This is a genomic window from Pseudodesulfovibrio halophilus DSM 5663, from assembly GCF_059568665.1.
This window is the reverse complement of sequence record NZ_JCANTV010000008.1, coordinates 449952-465696: the sequence shown is the minus strand read 5'-3', so window position 1 is coordinate 465696 and position 15745 is coordinate 449952. Positions and strand designations below refer to the sequence as shown.

Genomic DNA, 15745 nt, shown 5'->3' with positions numbered 1-15745 from the left:
TCCGGTACGCTTTCGGGTAGGTGCACAGAAGACCTCTGCATCGGCAGGCTTTTTTCCGCCGACAGGTGCTCGCTGGTAACGCAACTCCCCGCTTGAAGCAGAACAGGAGACACGTCCCACCGACCCGGTCCCCCGCCGATGACAATCCGGCCGGTCTTCCGGCCCCTCCGATAGATACACGCTCTTGCAGACACCCCCGCCTCAGCGGGGTCGAGATACAATGATGCAGGCATGCAGCTGTCAGCCTCAGGCTGCCAGAACTGTTTTCTTACACGCAACGCCAGTAGACCATGACAGTTAAGAAAAAAAACGCTCCCAAAAACGAACAGGGCAACGGCGAGAAAATGAATCTCACCGAACTCAAGCGCAGCTCCATGCCCGACCTCATGGACCTCGCGCAGCAGTACAAAGTCGAAAACCCCAGCGGCATGCGCAAACAGGAGCTGATCTTCGCTCTGCTGCAGCAGTGCGCCTCCCGCAACGGGCAGATATTCGGCGGTGGCGTACTGGAAGTGCTGCCGGACGGCTTCGGCTTCCTGCGCTCTCCCATGTACAGCTACATGCCCGGACCGGATGACATTTACGTCTCCCCCTCGCAAATACGACGCTTCGGTCTGAGAAAAGGGGATGTCGTAGCCGGGCAGATCCGCCCGCCCAAGGAAGGGGAACGATATTTCGCCCTGCTACGAGTCAGCGAAATAGGATTCGAAAAACCGGAAAAATCCAAGAACCTCGTCCTCTTCGACAACCTGACCCCCCTCTTCCCCGAAGAAATGCTCCGCATGGAGAACGGGGACAAGAACTACACCTCCCGCATCATCGACCTTCTCGCTCCCATAGGAAAGGGACAGCGCGGCCTTCTCGTGGCGCCGCCCCGCACCGGCAAGACGGTCATGCTCCAGTCCATCGCCAACTCCATCAACGCCAACCACCCCGAGGTGGACCTCATCGTGCTGCTCATCGACGAGCGGCCCGAGGAAGTGACCGACATGCAGCGCACGGTCAACGCCGAAGTGGTCAGCTCCACCTTCGACGAGCCGCCGAGCCGTCACGTGCAGGTAGCCGAGATGGTGCTCTCCAAGGCCAAACGCCTTGTGGAACGCAAGCGCGACGTGGTTGTCCTGCTGGACTCCATCACCCGGCTGGGACGCGCCTACAACGCCGTGACCCCGTCCTCGGGACGCGTGCTCTCCGGCGGTATCGACGCCAACGCCCTGCAGCGTCCCAAGCGCTTCTTCGGCGCTGCGCGGAACATCGAGGAAGGCGGCTCCCTGACCATCATCGCCACCGCGCTCATCGACACCGGCTCGCGCATGGACGAAGTTATTTTCGAAGAGTTCAAGGGCACCGGCAACATGGAAATCTACCTGGACCGCCACCTGGCCCAGAAGCGCGTGTTCCCTGCCATCGACATCAGCCGCTCCGGCACCCGCAAGGAAGAGCTGCTGCTCACGCAGGAAGTGCTCAACCGCGTCTGGATTCTCAGAAAACTCATGTCCCCCATGAACTCCATCGACGCCATGGAGTTCCTCATCGACAAGATGAAGGGGTCCAAGAACAACAAAGAATTCATGGACATGATGAATCGGTAGCCTCTCGGCGACATCTGACGAAACGGAAAGGATACGAGGCCGCCTCGTATCCTTTTTTCTTTGGCGCTTGCCCGAGGTTGTCCCGATGCTTACAGTGATGCAGAAACCAACGGAGAGACCATGAAAGCGACGGTCACCATAATAACGCTTCTGGCGGTGCTGCTCACTCCGGCCCGGTCCCTCGCCATGTTCGGCGAGACGCTGACAATCGCCAAGGAAAAAGAGATCGGCCGGGAATTCGACGAGAAAATACACAACCAGATGAACGTCCTCGACGACCCCGCAGTCACCGGCTTCGTCGAAAACATCGTCAACCGTATAGTCGAAGCCAAGGACCCGATCCCCTTCAAAATCAAGAGCCGGGTGATACGCAACCCGTCACTGAACGCGTTCGCCGTGCCCGGCGGATACATCTACACCTTCACCGGCCTGATCGAGAGCGTCTCCACGGAGTCCGAACTGGCCGGGGTCATCTCTCACGAGCTGGCACACGTGTCCCAGCGACACATCGCGGGAAGGCTCGACAAGGCCAGCAAGGTCGGCGCCCTCAGCATGGCCGGAATGCTCGCGGGAGTCTTTCTCGGCGTAGCGGGCGGCGGCGAAACCTCCGGCAAACTGGCGCAGGGGCTCATGATCGGCTCGCAGGCTGCCGGAACCGCGGCCATGCTCACCTACTCCCAACAGGACGAACGTGACGCCGACCACGTGGGGCTCACCTCGCTGGTCAAGGCCGGATACAACCCAGAGGGGATGCCCGCCACCTTCAAGACCATGCTCAAGAAGCAGTGGTACGCCTCGCCCGGAGAGAACGGCATCCCGCCGTACCTGTCCACCCACCCCGGCCTGTCCGAACGCATCGGGTATCTGCAGGACCGCATCCAGCGGCTGCCCGCCGACTTTCAGAACCGTCGCGACGACAACAGTGACCTGCACCGGGTTCAGGCTCTTCTGCACGGCAAATATGATCCGGTGACCGTGGCGCTGGGCCACTTCAGCGACAAGCCTGAAGACCAGTACACGGCGCTCGACTGGATGAGCTACGGGCTGGTGCTCGAGCGCGCCAGCAAACCCGCGCAAGCCCGAAAGGCCATGGATCGGGCCCTCGCGCTCGATTCTTCCGACCCGCTGCTGCTGCGAGAAGTCGGAGCGTTCATGACCCGGCGGGGCGACCTCGACAAGGCCGCCTCCTTGCTCCAGAAGGCCATGTTCCGCTCGCCATCCGATCCGGTGATCCTGCTCAGGCTCGGCCAGCTGCAGCTGCAGCGCAAGAATTACAAGCAGGCCGAAGAACTGCTGCGCAAGGCCGTGGACGCCATGCCGCGCAACGCCGAAGCGCACAGCTCTCTCGGGCGCACACTGGGCGAATCCGGAGACGTCTTCAGCGGGCACCTCCAACTCGGCTGGGGATTCCACTATTCCAAGAAGAGGCGCAAGGCCCGCATCCACGCGAACAAGGCGCAGGAACTCGCCAATACCGAGGAACAAAAGAAGAAAGCCGCCGAACTGAAGAAGGCGCTTTGATCCATATGCCGAAAGGCGCGGCCTCCGGCGGCCGCGAGGCGCATCCGAACCTTGAAGCCGGACGGGAATTGCGGTAGCAATACCCCCCTAAATCGCTCCGTGGAAAGGACCATGATAGTCGCAAAGACAATTGAAGAGATACAAGACGCCGTACAAGGCGCCAGCGTGACCATTGGCAACTTCGACGGCGTCCACCTCGGACACCAGAAGCTGATCGGCCTCACCTGCGACAAGGCACAGCAGAACGACCTCAGCAGCGTGGTCGTCACCTTCGACCCGCACCCGCTCAGGGTGCTCACGGGCCGGAAGACGCCGCCCTTCATCACCCTCATCGACCAGAAGCTGCGCCTCATCTCCCAGTACGGGCCACAGGCGGCGCTGGTGCTGGAATTCACCCGCGAACTCGCCGCGCTCTCGCCCGACCAGTTCGTCAAGCGCTTCCTCGTGGACGGCCTCGGCATGAAGGAGCTGGTGATCGGCCACGACTACCACATGGGCAAGGGACGTTCCGGCAACTACGACACCCTCTCGCAGATCGGCGAGGACATGGGCTTCAACGTGGAACGCCTTGATCCGGTGACCTACGACGGCGCCGTCGTCAGCTCGACGCGCATCCGCGACATGGTGCACGCCGGAGATGTCTGGGGCGCCATGCCCCTGCTCGGCCGATTCTATCAGGTGGAAGGCGAAGTGGTGCACGGCATGAAGCGCGGCGGCAAGCTGCTTGGATTCCCCACCGCCAACCTCAAGCTGGTGGACGAGCTGTTCCCGAAGCCCGGCGTCTACGCCATCTGGGTGGAAGTGGACGGCGACGTGCACCGCGGAGTCGCCAACATCGGCAAGAACCCGACGTTCGGCAACGACGCCCTCTCTGTGGAGGCGCACCTGCTGGACTACGCCTCCGACCTTTACGGACGCAGCATCCGCGTCCATTTCGTGCAGCGCATCCGGGACGAAAAGAAATTCAACGGCATCGACGAGCTCAAGGCGCGCATAACCCGCGACGTGGAGATCGGCAGACAGATTCTCGCCGAACCCGAAGCCGCCATCCGCCTGACCCGCGCGAACATCCAAAAGGCGGCTAATTAAGGCCATGAAAGCCCTCTCCTTCATCTTTGATTACTGGCGCGATTTCGTTAAAGCGTACAGACACATAGCCTCGTTTCGATGGCTCGTCATGGGCTGCTTCGTGGGTGTCTTCTCCGGGCTCGTCGCGGTGCTGTTCTTCGGCGCCATCGAGCTTGGCAAATTTCTGATTCAGGCCAAACTGGCCGGAATCATCTCTCCGCACCCCGCCGGCGAGCAGCTCTTCCACGCCCATGCCGAGGAAATTCGCGGCTGGGTCATCCCCATCGCCACCACGGCCACGGGCCTGCTCACGGGATGGCTGGTGAGCCGGTTCATCCCCGACACCGTCAGCGGAGGCACCGACGGCACCGACGCCACCATCAACGCCTTCCACAACAAGGGCGGCTTCATCCGTCCGCTCGTGCCCATCATCAAAGGATTCACATCGATCCTGACCATCGCCTCCGGTGGCAGCGCGGGCCGCGAAGGACCAATCACGCAGATCGGCGCCGGCATCGGCTGCTGGATCTCGGAACGGCTTCACTTTTCCGCCAAGGAGCGCCGCCTGCTCCTGCTGGCCGGCGCCGCGGGCGGTCTCGGAGCCGTCTTTCGCGCACCGCTCGGCGGCGCGCTGACCGCCATCGAGGTCATCTACCGCGAGGACTTCGAAGCAGAGGCCATCCTGCCCTCGGTCATGAGCTCCGTGGTGGCCTACTCCATCTTCACCTTCTTCTACGGGACGGAGCCCATCTTCGGCATCCCCCGCTTCGAATTCAGCGACCCGCGCGAGCTCATTTTCTACACGATTCTCGCGTTCGTCTGCGCCGGGTCCGGCTGGCTGTACGTGAAGACCTTCTACACCATCAAATACAAGATTTTCCTGCCGCTTACGGACAAGATGGGCCTCATGTGGGCCACCGGTCTCGGCGGGCTGGCCATGGGTCTGCTCGGCTGGGCCTATCCTGAAGTGCTCTCCGGCGGCTACGGCTGGCTTGAGCTGGCCATCCTCGGCCAGATGCCGCTGATGGCCATGTGCGCCATCATCATCGGCAAGACCTTCGCCACGTCACTGACCATCGGCTCCGGCATGTCCGGCGGCATGTTCGCGCCCGCGCTGTTCGTGGGAGGCATGTCCGGCGGGCTGGTGGGCAAGATCGGCAACCAGCTCTTTCCGCAGATCGTCACGCAGCCCGGTGCGTACATTCTGGTCGGCATGGCAGCGTTCTTCGCGGGCGTGGCCAACGCGCCCATCGGGCCGCTGATCATGGTCACCGAACTGACGCAGGGCTACGGCCTGCTGGCACCGCTCATGCTCGCCTCCGCCCTGTGCATAGTTCTCGGACGCACCTATTCGCTCTACGAACATCAGGTGGAGAACAAGTTCGACTCGCCGGCGCACCTCGGCGACGCCACCATCAACGTACTGGAACAGCTCAAGGTCAAGGACTTCTTCCGCCCCGAGCGCGTGACCATCCTCGAAGAGGCCACCACGCTCAAGGCACTGACGGATATCATCGCCAACACCAACCAGCTCTTTTTCCCGGTACGCAACGACGAAGGAAAGTTCACGGGCATCCTCTCCATTCACAACGTGCGAAACTGGATGTTCGAGGAGGACCTGTTCGAGCTGGTGGTGGTCCGCGACCTTGCGACCCGGCCCGCATACGTGCGCGCTGACTATGACCTGTATCAAGCCCTGCTGCGCTTCGTGGATACCGACTACGGTCAGATACCCGTGCTCAAGGAGGACTCCGAGGACGAGATCATCGGACTCATCAATCGTGAGGACGTGTTCAACGCCTACGCCAAGGCCATCAAGGAGCTTCGCCCCGAAGAGGAGAAGCACCCGGCCTAGGAGGTAACGTGAGGTCATCCGCGATCCAAGCCGTAACGCCGTCACCCCCATGGACGACCCTTCTGGCCCTTGTCGCGGCCTGCGTTCTGCTGTGCGCGGCGCCTGCTGCAACGCAGGAAATCGGCATCGTGGACCAGCCGAGCCTGACACTCGACTCGCTGGATGATGATAACGAGAAGGATCTTTCCGTCGGCACGGCCTTTTCCCTGATCCCGTCCTCCGAGCTTTCCGGCTCCGGGGGCGACGTGACCGCCATACGGACCGATGTCAACCTGCACTATTCCATATTCTCGCTGGCCTACGGATATTCTTCATACGACTGGACGTCGGAGACCTCCATCGGCCCTGACGGCGGCAGCTCCAATCCGTGGAACTCCCTGCACGACGTAACGCTGCAGGCCCGCGTACTCAAGGGGAGCTACAACGACCGCTGGCACTACTGGGTCAACGCAGAGGCGACAGCGGCCTTCGAGGAGTACTTCCCCGGCGCGCTCGGCGCGGGTTTCAGCGGCGAGCTGGCCTACGACATCTGGGAAGGCTGGATGATCGGGGGCCTCATGCGACTGACCGCCCTGAATCCACTGAACCAGGATCTCTTCGCTGACGGCGAGGTCGGGCTGGCCGTGCACGTCTCCCAGAAGCACGTTCGACAGGCGCTCATCGCGCTCGGGCTCGTGGAGGAGAAGGAAAGCAACAAGGACCGGTTCGCCCTGCGTTTCGCGTATTCCGCCATGGACCGCACCTACCGCCTCTCCCCGCACAGCGACTTCGTGCGCAACGGTTATGTGGGCATCAGACGCTCCAAACTTGCCGCCTACCTCGATCTGGACCTCGACCATGGATTCCACATGGTCCTCGGCCCCGAATATCATTTCAACCGCAAGTACGCTGTATACGGCAGCACCGGCAGTCGCCGGTCCACCACCGGGATAGCCAACTCGGGGGGCGGGTACATCGGATTGAACTGGACCTACTGAACCCGGCCCCTCCCCCTTGCCAAGCGCGCCCGAGGTCTTATGTAAGTCGAATGATGAGCCAATGGACCTTCGGCAACGCCACCCTTCATATCGTTCAGGGCGACCTGACCCGGATGGACACCGACGCCGTGGTCAACGCCGCCAACTCCCGGCTCGCGGGCGGAGGCGGGGTCGACGGCGCCATCCACCGCGCCGCAGGGCATCAGCGACTTCAGCGCGCCTGCCGCGAAATCATCGAAGACATCGGGGAACTGCCGACCGGACAGGCCGTGGTCACCCCCGGCTTCTCGCTCCCGGCCAGATACATCATCCACACCGTGGGCCCCATCTGGCGCGGCGGAACCGAAAATGAACCGCAACTGCTGGCCGACGCATACGACAACAGTCTTCGCAAGGCGGCCGAGCACGGCATCGGGACCGTAGCCTTTCCCGCCATCTCCTGCGGCGTATACGGCTTTCCGCCGGATCGGGCCGCCAAAATCGCTCTTTCCCGCCTCGCCGACGGCCTCCGACAGGGGCAGGTTAGCGAGGCATTCATGGTCCTGCGCGGCGATTCATCCCACAACACGTGGCTCGACGCGGCACGCGACATACTCAGCTAGACACTCAACGAGGATACAATGGAACTCAAAGGAACCACCATCATTGCGGTCAAGGACGACAACGGAACCGCCGTGGCGGGTGACGGACAGGTCACCTTCGGACAGGCAATCTGCATGAAGCACGGAGCCCGCAAGGTTCGCAAGCTCTACAAGGACAAGGTCTCCGTAGGATTCGCCGGTGCCACCGCCGACGCCTTCACCCTGTGCGAACGCTTCGAACAAAAGCTGGAGACCTTCTCCGGCAATCTGACCCGCGCCGCCGTGGAGCTCGCCAAGGACTGGCGCACGGACAAGTACCTGCGCAAGCTCGAAGCCATGCTGCTCGCGGCCGACGCGGAGCATATTTTGATAATTTCCGGCAACGGCGACGTCATCGAGCCGGACGAAGGCATCGCGGCCATCGGTTCCGGGGGCGCATACGCCCTCTCCGCCGGGCGCGCCCTCAAGGACAACACCGACCTGAGCGCCCGCGACATCGCCGAGAAGGCCATGAAGATCGCGGCATCCGTCTGCGTGTACACCAACGAAAACATTACCATCGAGACACAGGAAAAGTAGATGAGCAACCTCACGCCCCGCGAAATAGTCACCGAACTGGACAAATACATCATCGGACAGGACGCGGCCAAGAGGATGGTCGCCGTAGCCATGCGCAACCGCTGGCGCAGGCAGCAGCTCGACCCGGAGCTGCGCGAGGAAATCGCGCCCAAGAACATCATAATGATGGGTCCCACCGGGGTGGGCAAGACCGAAATCGCCCGACGCCTTGCACGCTTGGCGAAATGCCCCTTCCTCAAGGTCGAGGCCACCAAGTTCACCGAGGTGGGCTACGTGGGCCGTGACGTGGAATCCATGATCCGCGACCTCACGGAGATCGCCGTGAACCTCGTCCGCCAGGAGGAGACCGAGCGGGTCCGCCAGCGCGCCGAAAAGAACGCCGAGGAGCGCATACTGGACCTGCTGCTGCCCGGCTCCGTCCCCAAGACCGAGAAGAACTTCTTCCAGCTCAGCACGCCGGATCAAGAGCCGCCCAAGCCCCGTGACACGGAGACCCGCGAGAAATTCCGCGACATGTTCCGCCGCGGCGTGCTCGACGAACGCGAGATCGAAGTCGAGGTCACCTCGCAGGCTCCGCAGATGGGCATGGTGGGGATGCCCGGCATGGAAGACATGGGCATGCAGATGCAGGACATGCTCGGCCGCATGTTCCCCACCCAGAAAAAAGCCCGGAAAATGCGGGTGCGCGACGCCTACGAGACACTTATCGACGAGGAAGCCGAAAAACTCATCGACATGGACAAGGTCTCCGACATCGCCCGCGAGCGCGTGGAACAGGGCGGCATCATCTTCATCGACGAGTTGGACAAGGTGGCGGCTCGGCAGGACCAGCAGGGAGGCGCGGACGTCTCCCGCGAGGGCGTGCAACGCGACCTGCTGCCCATCGTCGAAGGCTGCGTGGTCAACACCAAGCACGGCATGGTGCGCACCGACCACATCCTGTTCATCGCGGCAGGCGCCTTCCACTACTCCAAGCCCTCGGACCTCATTCCCGAGCTTCAGGGCCGCTTCCCGCTCCGAGAGGAGCTGCAGGCTCTCGGCAAGGAGGAGTTCTACCGCATCCTCACCGAACCCAAGAACGCGCTTACCGTGCAGTACAAGGCCCTGCTCCAGACCGAAGGCATCAGCGTGGACTACACGCGCGAAGCGCTGGAGGAGCTCTCCGAAATGGCCCAGCGGGTGAACGAGGAGACAGAGAACATCGGCGCACGTCGCCTCTACACGCTCATGGAGAAGATCCTTGCGGACCTCTCCTTCCATGCGCCGGAACGCAGCGGCCAGACTGTGCAGATTGACCGCAGCTACGTTCAGGACAACCTCGGCGAAGTGGTGGAAGATCGCGACCTGTCGCGTTTCATCCTTTAGCCCTGCACCGTCCCGGAAACATTTGCCCGGCTCCGTCAAAGCGGTTGCCGGGCTTTTTTCATGCCATCCAGCCGAAATGATTGCCTCGCTTGAGGCACCATGCATCCGGATTCGAGAAAGTGCGCCGGTTGGAATGTCATCTGCATCATCTCCCGAAACGGCAAGCACGTCCCGTTACCGCCACTTCAGGAGGCCCACCATGAGCAAACACTGCTGCGTATGCAGACAGAAGATTCCGTCCCACGACTTCGCCATGCAGACCATTGACGGTCCCGCATGCAGCGACTGCCTCGTGGCCGCAAAGCGAAGCGTTCCCGCCTACGGCTCCGCTCTTCAGCGCAAGAAAACGAAACGAGCCGCCGAGGGATGGCGACTCGTCGTCAACGGAGCCTAAAAAAGCGTCCGGGCCGCATCGCGGCCCGGTGCGCTCTACTCTTCCACTTCAAAGCCGATCCGGGTGATCGCGTCCTTGACCGCCTGCGGATCGACGGGCTTTTCCTCGTCGTACTGCGCGATGCCGGTTTCAAGCGTCACGTTCACGTTCGTCACGCCTTCCAGCGCCTCCAGCGCCTGCGTCACAGAGGCGGTGCAGTGCCCGCAGCTCATGCCTTTCACTTTCACCTGTGCCATGGATATTCCTCCTGTTGATTTCGTTTTTATTGACGACTGCCGAAAAAGCGCAACCTGAGTGCGTTTGAGACTACGGTGACCGAGCTGAGGGCCATGGCCGTCCCGGCTATCATGGGGTTCAGCGTGGGGCCGCCAAAGATGTGCAGCACGCCCGCAGCCACGGGGATGCCGATGGTGTTGAAGGCAAAGGCCCAGAAAAGGTTCTGTCTGATGTTGCGCATGGTGGCGCGGCTGAGATCAAGGGCCGTGAGCACGGCTCGCAGATCGCCCTTCATGAGCACCACGTCCCCGGACTCCACGGCCACGTCGATGCCGGACCCCATGGCCATGCCGATATCGGCACGGGCCAGCGCGGGCGCGTCGTTGATGCCGTCACCCACCATGGCCACCTTGAGCCCCTTGCCCTGCAGCTTCTCCACTTCCTCGGACTTCCTGTCCGGCATGACCTGCGCCAGCACGCCGCTGATGCCCGCGCTGGAGGCCACGGCCCGAGCCGTTGTCTCATTGTCGCCCGTGAGCATGATCACCGCCATGTCGCGGTCCTTGAGCCGGGAGATGACGCCCGGCACCTCGGCCCGGATGCGGTCCGCTATGCCCAGCACCGCAGACAGCGCCCCGTCCACGGAAAGGTACAGCGCGGTCATACCCTCGGCCGCCATCTGCTTTCCAGACTCTTCGGCCTCGTGAATGCCCGACACCTCTCGCTCCCGCATGTACTCGAGGTTGCCGATGAGCACGTCGCGTCCCTTGGCGCGGGCGGCGATGCCGCGTCCCGCCACGGTGGCGAAGTCTTCCGGCGCGGAGAGCTTGAGTCCGCGTTCGGCGGCGGCCCCGGTTATGGCCAGCGCAAGCGGATGCTCGGAGTCGCGCTCTGCCGACGCCGCCAGCCGCAGGGCATCATCCTCGCTCATGCCGAAAGAGGCTACGCGCACCAGCTCGGGCTTGCCGTGGGTCAGGGTGCCGGTCTTGTCGAAAACAAGCGCGTCGATCTTCTCGGCTTCCTGAAGGGCCAGCCCGCTTTTGATGAGTACGCCCAGTTGCGCCCCTCGCCCGGTGCCGACCATGATGGAGACCGGCGTGGCCAGCCCCATGGCGCAGGGGCAGGCGATGACCATCACGGCCACGAAGATACGCAGGCTGAAAGGGAACCCGGCGCCGGAGACATACCACGCCACACCAGAAATCAGCGCCACGACCATCACGGCGGGTACAAAGTAATAGCTGATGGTGTCCGCGAGGTTGGCGATTGGCGCCTTGGAGCCCTGCGCCTCCTGCACCAGCCGGATGATGCGGGCAAGCATGGTGTCCCCGCCCACCCGGTCCGCCTTCATGGTCAGGGAGCCGTGGGTATTGAGCGTACCGCCCGCGAGAGGATCGTCCACGGCCTTGTCCACCGGGATGGGCTCCCCGGTGAGCATGGATTCATCCACGCTGGAGGTTCCCGACAGCACGGTGCCGTCCACGGGAACGCGCGCTCCCGGCTTGACCAGCAAAGTGTCGCCCGGCTCCACCTCGGTCACCGGGATTTCACGCGTATCTTCGCCTTCCATCAGTATCGCCGTGTCGGGCGTAAGGTTCATGAGCGCCCGGATGGCGTCGGAGGTCTTGAGCCTGCTGGACGCCTCGAAATACTTGCCGAGGGAGATCATGGCGATGAGCACGGCCGCAGACTCGAAATACAGGTCCATGGCCCGGGCCTGCGGGTCAATGCCGAGGCCTATCTCCACGGTGTTCCAGACGGAATACAGAAAGGCCGCGCCGGTTCCCATGGCCACGAGAGAGTCCATGTTCGGACCGCCTCGCAACAACGCCGGGATGCCCTGCGTATAGAAATGCCGTCCGGCCCAGATCACCGGGAGAGTCAGCGCTAGCTGCGCCAGCGCGAAGGTCAGGGGGGCGTGCATGGGATCCAGCCACGCGGGCAGCGGCATGCCCCACATATGTCCCATGCTCAGTATGAGCAGCGGGAAGGCAAAAAGAAACGCCGGGATCAGCTCGCGCCTTTTCTCTGCAAGCCTGTCCTCGGCCTCCTGCCTGCGCTGCTGGAACATGTTTGCGGCGGGATCCTGCACCTCGGTGGTGAACCCCGCATCGGCAATGGCCTTTCGGATTTCACGCCTGGAGACCGTCTGCGGATCGAATCGGAACACACCCTCTTCCGAAGCAAGGCTCACCTCGGCTGACTCCACGCCCTCCATGCCGCCAACGACTCGCTCTATGCGGCTGGAGCAGGCGGCGCAGTGCATTCCGCCAATGTTCAGCCGAAGCTCCTGAACGCCTCCTTCCTCTCCCGAAGTGTCATCAATGAACTCGGCTCCGAAGCCCAGATCCTCGATTCGCCTGGATACCGCCTCCGGTCCCAGCACTTCCGGATCGAACGAGAGGTTCATCGTTTCAGCGGCCAGATTGACGTTCACCTCGTCCACGCCTTCCATGCCGCCCACCACTTTTTCTATTCTGGTCGAACAGGCGGCACAATGCATGCCGCTTATCTTCGCTTCCTTTTTCATGAGCACCGGCCTGTTTCGTTGATAATGAAAATCCATTGCAACACGGGTCGAGGGTAAAATCAACCCTTGGTTGCAATACCACAAGCGGGTCGTGATGTCAGCGAAGAGAGAGCGTTCGCGACTAGGCGACCGCGGAAAAGGAGGTGCCGGGAAGCGGGCTTTCCGGCTGCATGGCGCGGGAATACGCCTGACGGGCCTGCCGGCGGGGAGAGCTGTCCGCCCCGGGCAGGGAGTCCGCCCAGTTGACGCGGGCATCCACTGCGCGGGAGGTGACTTCGGCGGCGAGGTCGCGCACCGCCGTTTCCGTTTCAAAGGCACGCTCAAGACGTCTGGCCGCTTTGGCCTGCGGAGAGTGCTCGGCATCAACGCTGATTTCTTCGGACTCGTAGGAGAGCCCGAAACCGCCGAAGGACAGGCCGGCCTTGCGGGTGCGCACCACGGCCTCTGGCCGGGACTGGCGTTCCGGACCGCGTATGCCGTCTATCTCACGGTAAAGATTGTGGGGATCGGGATCGATGCGCATGGGTCCCTCGCAACCTGTCGATGTCTTCCCGTGCGAGGGGAAGACGCCGTTAGTCGGTCCGGACGTCCCTGCGGCACAGCACCGCGCTCACTCCAGAGGGACCCGAGACCCGTCTCCGCCGATCCATGGCGAAAACGGAAGCGTATGAAGTCATGATAAACAAATTCATGTTTTTTGACAAGTCACCACCGAGGTTGTACCGTGCTTCACCCTCGCCGCGTCCAGTGCGGCGAAACGATAAATCCACACATAAAGGCGGGTATTCATGGGATTCAAGATTCTCAAAAAGGAAGAACTCATCCCCGGTCAGACGTCGCTTTTCGTCATAGACGCACCGCAAATCGCCAAGAAGGCGATGCCGGGCAATTTCGTCATCATCCGCATTGACGAAAACGGCGAGCGCATCCCCCTGACTATTGCGGACAAGAACCGCGAAGCGGGAACCATAACCATCGTATTTCTCGTGGTCGGCAAATCCACCGCACAACTCAACTCGCTGCAGGAAGGGGAAGAGATTCTCGACGTCTGCGGTCCGCTGGGCAAGGCCACGCATATCGAGGAGCAGGGAACGGTCATCTGCGTCGGCGGCGGCACCGGCATTGCGGCCATGCACCACATCGCCAAGGGACACTGGGAGGCCGGAAACCACGTGGTCGCCCTCATCGGCGCAAGGACCGAGAACCTCCTGCTTTTCCGGTGCGAACTCAACGGATTCTGCCCCGAGGTCATGGTCGCCACCGATGACGGCAGCGTCGGCCACAAGGGCTTCGTCACCGAGGTTCTCAAGGACCGTCTGGAGCGCGACCGCAACGTGACCGAGGTTGTCGCGGTCGGCCCTGTTCCCATGATGGAGGCCGTTGCCAAGGTCACGGAACCCTTCGGCGTCAAGACCACTGTCAGCCTGAACTCCATCATGGTGGACGGCATCGGCATGTGCGGTGCCTGCCGCTGCAGCGTGGGCGGCAAGACCAAGTTCGCCTGTGTGGACGGCCCGGAATTCGACGGGCACAAAGTGGACTTCTCCGAACTCAAGGCCCGGCTCTGGCAGTTCAAGGATCAGGAAGAGGAGTCCATGGGCAAATTCAAGAAGGAGTGCACCTGTCATGGATAACAAACCCCGCAAGCCCGCCGACATCGGGCCCCGCGTTCCCATGCCCGAGCAGCCCGCGGCCGAACGCGTCCGAAACTTCTCCGAAGTGGCTCTGGGCTTCACGCTCGATCAGGCGGTCGAAGAGGCGGAGCGTTGCCTCCAGTGCAAAAAGCCACTGTGCCAGAAGGGCTGTCCCGTTGAAATCGACATCAAGTCCTTCATCGCCAAATTGGCCGACAAGGACGTTCCCGGCGCTTACGAGGTCATCCGCAGGACCAACTCCCTGCCCGCCGTGTGCGGCCGCGTCTGCCCGCAGGAAAGCCAGTGCGAAGGCATGTGCATCCTCGGCAAGAAGAACGAGCCCGTCGCCATCGGTCGCCTCGAGCGCTATGTGGCCGACACCTTCATGGCTTCAGACGCCTGCGAGGAGATAACCGGCACCCATGAATGCGCCCTCGTGCGCGACGACCTTCAGGTCGCCTGCATCGGTGCCGGCCCCGCCTCGCTGACCGTGGCGGGCTACCTCGCCTCCAAGGGCATCAAGGTTACGCTTTTCGAAGGGCTCCACGAACCAGGCGGTGTGCTGATATACGGCATTCCCGAGTTCCGCCTGCCCAAGAGCATTGTTGGCCGCGAGGTCAACGCCCTCAAGGACCTCGGCGTTGAGATCCGCACCAACTGGGTCGGCGGCAAGACCGTCACCATTCAGGATCTGCAGGACGAAGGCTACGACGCGATCTTCATCGGCGTGGGCGCCGGGCTGCCCCGCTTCCTGAACATTCCGGGCGACAACCTCGTGGGCGTGTTTTCCGCCAACGAATATCTCACCCGCGTGAACCTCGGACGGGCCTACGACTTCCCCAACTACGACACCCCGACCTTCAGGGCGGACGATGTGGTGGTGATTGGCGGCGGCAACGTGGCGATGGACGCCGCGCGCACCGCCAAACGCATGGGCGCCGAGCGCGTGTCCATCGTGTACCGCCGCACGCAGGACGAGATGCCCGCCCGCCTCGAGGAGCTGCACCACGCCATCGAGGAAGGCATCGAAATTCGTGCCCTGTGCGGCCCGCTGGCCTTTAACCCCGGCGAATCCGGACGGCTGGAATCCATGACCGTCCAGAAGATGTGTCTTGGCGAACCGGACGAATCCGGTCGCCGCAGTCCGGTCTGCATCGAGGGGGAGACCGAGGAAATCCCCTGCGACATGGCAGTGGTCGCGGTCGGCACACGTCCCAACCCGATCCTTCTGGAAGCCACGCCCGAGCTGGAGCTCAACAAATGGGGCTACATAGCTGCTGACCCCGATACAGGCGAGACCTCCATGAGGAACGTCTTCGCAGGGGGTGACATCGTCACCGGCGCGGCCACGGTCATTTCCGCCATGGGCGCGGGAAGGCGAGCGGCAAGGGAAATCGCCGAGCGCCTCCTCTAGCGGGGTGGAAAGCAATCAT

Annotated in this window: 14 protein-coding genes; 11 read left to right on the top strand and 3 right to left on the bottom strand. The window is 62.5% G+C overall.

Annotation, left to right across the window (positions count from 1 at the left end; all coding sequences use genetic code 11):
• Nucleotides 1-290: 290 nt before the first annotated feature.
• From rho to BR24_RS04260, 9 genes are all read left to right on the top strand, one after another.
• Nucleotides 291-1592, top strand: a complete 1302-nt coding sequence (gene rho / locus BR24_RS04300; RefSeq protein WP_496540268.1) for a transcription termination factor Rho — start codon at nt 291-293, stop codon at nt 1590-1592.
• A gap of 120 nt (nt 1593-1712) precedes the next feature.
• On the top strand, nt 1713-3113 hold the full coding sequence (locus BR24_RS04295) for a beta-barrel assembly-enhancing protease (RefSeq protein WP_496540267.1): 1401 nt from the start codon (nt 1713-1715) through the stop codon (nt 3111-3113).
• Between the two features lie 111 nt (nt 3114-3224).
• Entirely contained in the window at nt 3225-4202 is a 978-nt protein-coding gene (locus tag BR24_RS04290; RefSeq protein ID WP_496540266.1) for a bifunctional riboflavin kinase/FAD synthetase, read from the top strand.
• Between the two features lie 4 nt (nt 4203-4206).
• Nucleotides 4207-6036 carry a chloride channel protein gene (locus BR24_RS04285; protein ID WP_496540265.1) on the top strand — a complete coding sequence of 610 codons (1830 nt, stop codon included), beginning with the start codon at nt 4207-4209 and terminating at the stop codon, nt 6034-6036.
• 8 nt (nt 6037-6044) lie between these two features.
• Nucleotides 6045-7013: a hypothetical protein gene (locus tag BR24_RS04280; RefSeq protein WP_496540264.1), complete on the top strand. Its 969-nt coding sequence runs from the start codon at nt 6045-6047 to the stop codon at nt 7011-7013.
• 53 nt (nt 7014-7066) lie between these two features.
• Nucleotides 7067-7615, top strand: a complete 549-nt coding sequence (locus BR24_RS04275; protein ID WP_496540263.1) for a macro domain-containing protein — start codon at nt 7067-7069, stop codon at nt 7613-7615.
• A gap of 18 nt (nt 7616-7633) precedes the next feature.
• Nucleotides 7634-8173: an ATP-dependent protease subunit HslV gene (hslV, locus tag BR24_RS04270; protein ID WP_496540262.1), complete on the top strand. Its 540-nt coding sequence runs from the start codon at nt 7634-7636 to the stop codon at nt 8171-8173.
• Nucleotides 8174-9538 carry an ATP-dependent protease ATPase subunit HslU gene (gene hslU, locus BR24_RS04265; RefSeq protein WP_496540261.1) on the top strand — a complete coding sequence of 455 codons (1365 nt, stop codon included), beginning with the start codon at nt 8174-8176 and terminating at the stop codon, nt 9536-9538.
• A gap of 199 nt (nt 9539-9737) precedes the next feature.
• On the top strand, nt 9738-9932 hold the full coding sequence (locus tag BR24_RS04260) for a hypothetical protein (RefSeq protein WP_496540260.1): 195 nt from the start codon (nt 9738-9740) through the stop codon (nt 9930-9932).
• A gap of 35 nt (nt 9933-9967) precedes the next feature.
• Here the strand turns inward: BR24_RS04260 and BR24_RS04255 are convergent, their stop codons facing one another.
• The 3 genes from BR24_RS04255 to BR24_RS04245 all read right to left on the bottom strand — a co-directional run bounded on the left by BR24_RS04255 (nt 9968) and on the right by BR24_RS04245 (nt 13201).
• Nucleotides 9968-10168, bottom strand: coding sequence for a heavy-metal-associated domain-containing protein (locus BR24_RS04255; protein WP_496540259.1), 201 nt, complete (start codon nt 10166-10168; stop codon nt 9968-9970).
• Between the two features lie 26 nt (nt 10169-10194).
• Nucleotides 10195-12678 (bottom strand): heavy metal translocating P-type ATPase, encoded by a 2484-nt coding sequence (locus BR24_RS04250; protein ID WP_496540258.1) that lies wholly within the window; start codon nt 12676-12678, stop codon nt 10195-10197.
• A gap of 121 nt (nt 12679-12799) precedes the next feature.
• Nucleotides 12800-13201 (bottom strand): hypothetical protein, encoded by a 402-nt coding sequence (locus BR24_RS04245; RefSeq protein WP_496540257.1) that lies wholly within the window; start codon nt 13199-13201, stop codon nt 12800-12802.
• 265 nt (nt 13202-13466) lie between these two features.
• On the opposite strand from BR24_RS04245, the gene BR24_RS04240 reads away from it, so the two are divergent.
• Together BR24_RS04240 and gltA are read left to right on the top strand one after the other, a co-directional pair.
• A complete protein-coding gene (locus BR24_RS04240; protein ID WP_496540256.1) occupies nt 13467-14312 on the top strand; it encodes a sulfide/dihydroorotate dehydrogenase-like FAD/NAD-binding protein in 846 nt (281 codons plus the stop codon).
• Nucleotides 14305-15726, top strand: coding sequence for an NADPH-dependent glutamate synthase (gene gltA / locus BR24_RS04235; protein WP_496540255.1), 1422 nt, complete (start codon nt 14305-14307; stop codon nt 15724-15726). The genes BR24_RS04240 and gltA overlap by 8 nt, the downstream gene beginning before the upstream one ends.
• Nucleotides 15727-15745 lie beyond the last annotated feature (19 nt).

Bases quoted from the DNA above. Each gene is read 5' to 3' on its own strand.
- BR24_RS04290 (WP_496540266.1), top strand. From the start codon at position 3,225: ATGATAGTCGCAAAGACAATTGAAGAGATACAAGACGCCGTACAAGGC.
- hslV (WP_496540262.1), top strand. From the start codon at position 7,634: ATGGAACTCAAAGGAACCACCATCATTGCGGTCAAGGACGACAACGGA.
- BR24_RS04285 (WP_496540265.1), top strand. From the start codon at position 4,207: ATGAAAGCCCTCTCCTTCATCTTTGATTACTGGCGCGATTTCGTTAAA.
- BR24_RS04295 (WP_496540267.1), top strand. From the start codon at position 1,713: ATGAAAGCGACGGTCACCATAATAACGCTTCTGGCGGTGCTGCTCACT.
- gltA (WP_496540255.1), top strand. From the start codon at position 14,305: ATGGATAACAAACCCCGCAAGCCCGCCGACATCGGGCCCCGCGTTCCC.
- BR24_RS04250 (WP_496540258.1), bottom strand. From the start codon at position 12,678: ATGAAAAAGGAAGCGAAGATAAGCGGCATGCATTGTGCCGCCTGTTCG.
- BR24_RS04255 (WP_496540259.1), bottom strand. From the start codon at position 10,168: ATGGCACAGGTGAAAGTGAAAGGCATGAGCTGCGGGCACTGCACCGCC.
- BR24_RS04260 (WP_496540260.1), top strand. From the start codon at position 9,738: ATGAGCAAACACTGCTGCGTATGCAGACAGAAGATTCCGTCCCACGAC.
- BR24_RS04275 (WP_496540263.1), top strand. From the start codon at position 7,067: ATGAGCCAATGGACCTTCGGCAACGCCACCCTTCATATCGTTCAGGGC.
- rho (WP_496540268.1), top strand. From the start codon at position 291: ATGACAGTTAAGAAAAAAAACGCTCCCAAAAACGAACAGGGCAACGGC.
- hslU (WP_496540261.1), top strand. From the start codon at position 8,174: ATGAGCAACCTCACGCCCCGCGAAATAGTCACCGAACTGGACAAATAC.
- BR24_RS04245 (WP_496540257.1), bottom strand. From the start codon at position 13,201: ATGCGCATCGATCCCGATCCCCACAATCTTTACCGTGAGATAGACGGC.
- BR24_RS04240 (WP_496540256.1), top strand. From the start codon at position 13,467: ATGGGATTCAAGATTCTCAAAAAGGAAGAACTCATCCCCGGTCAGACG.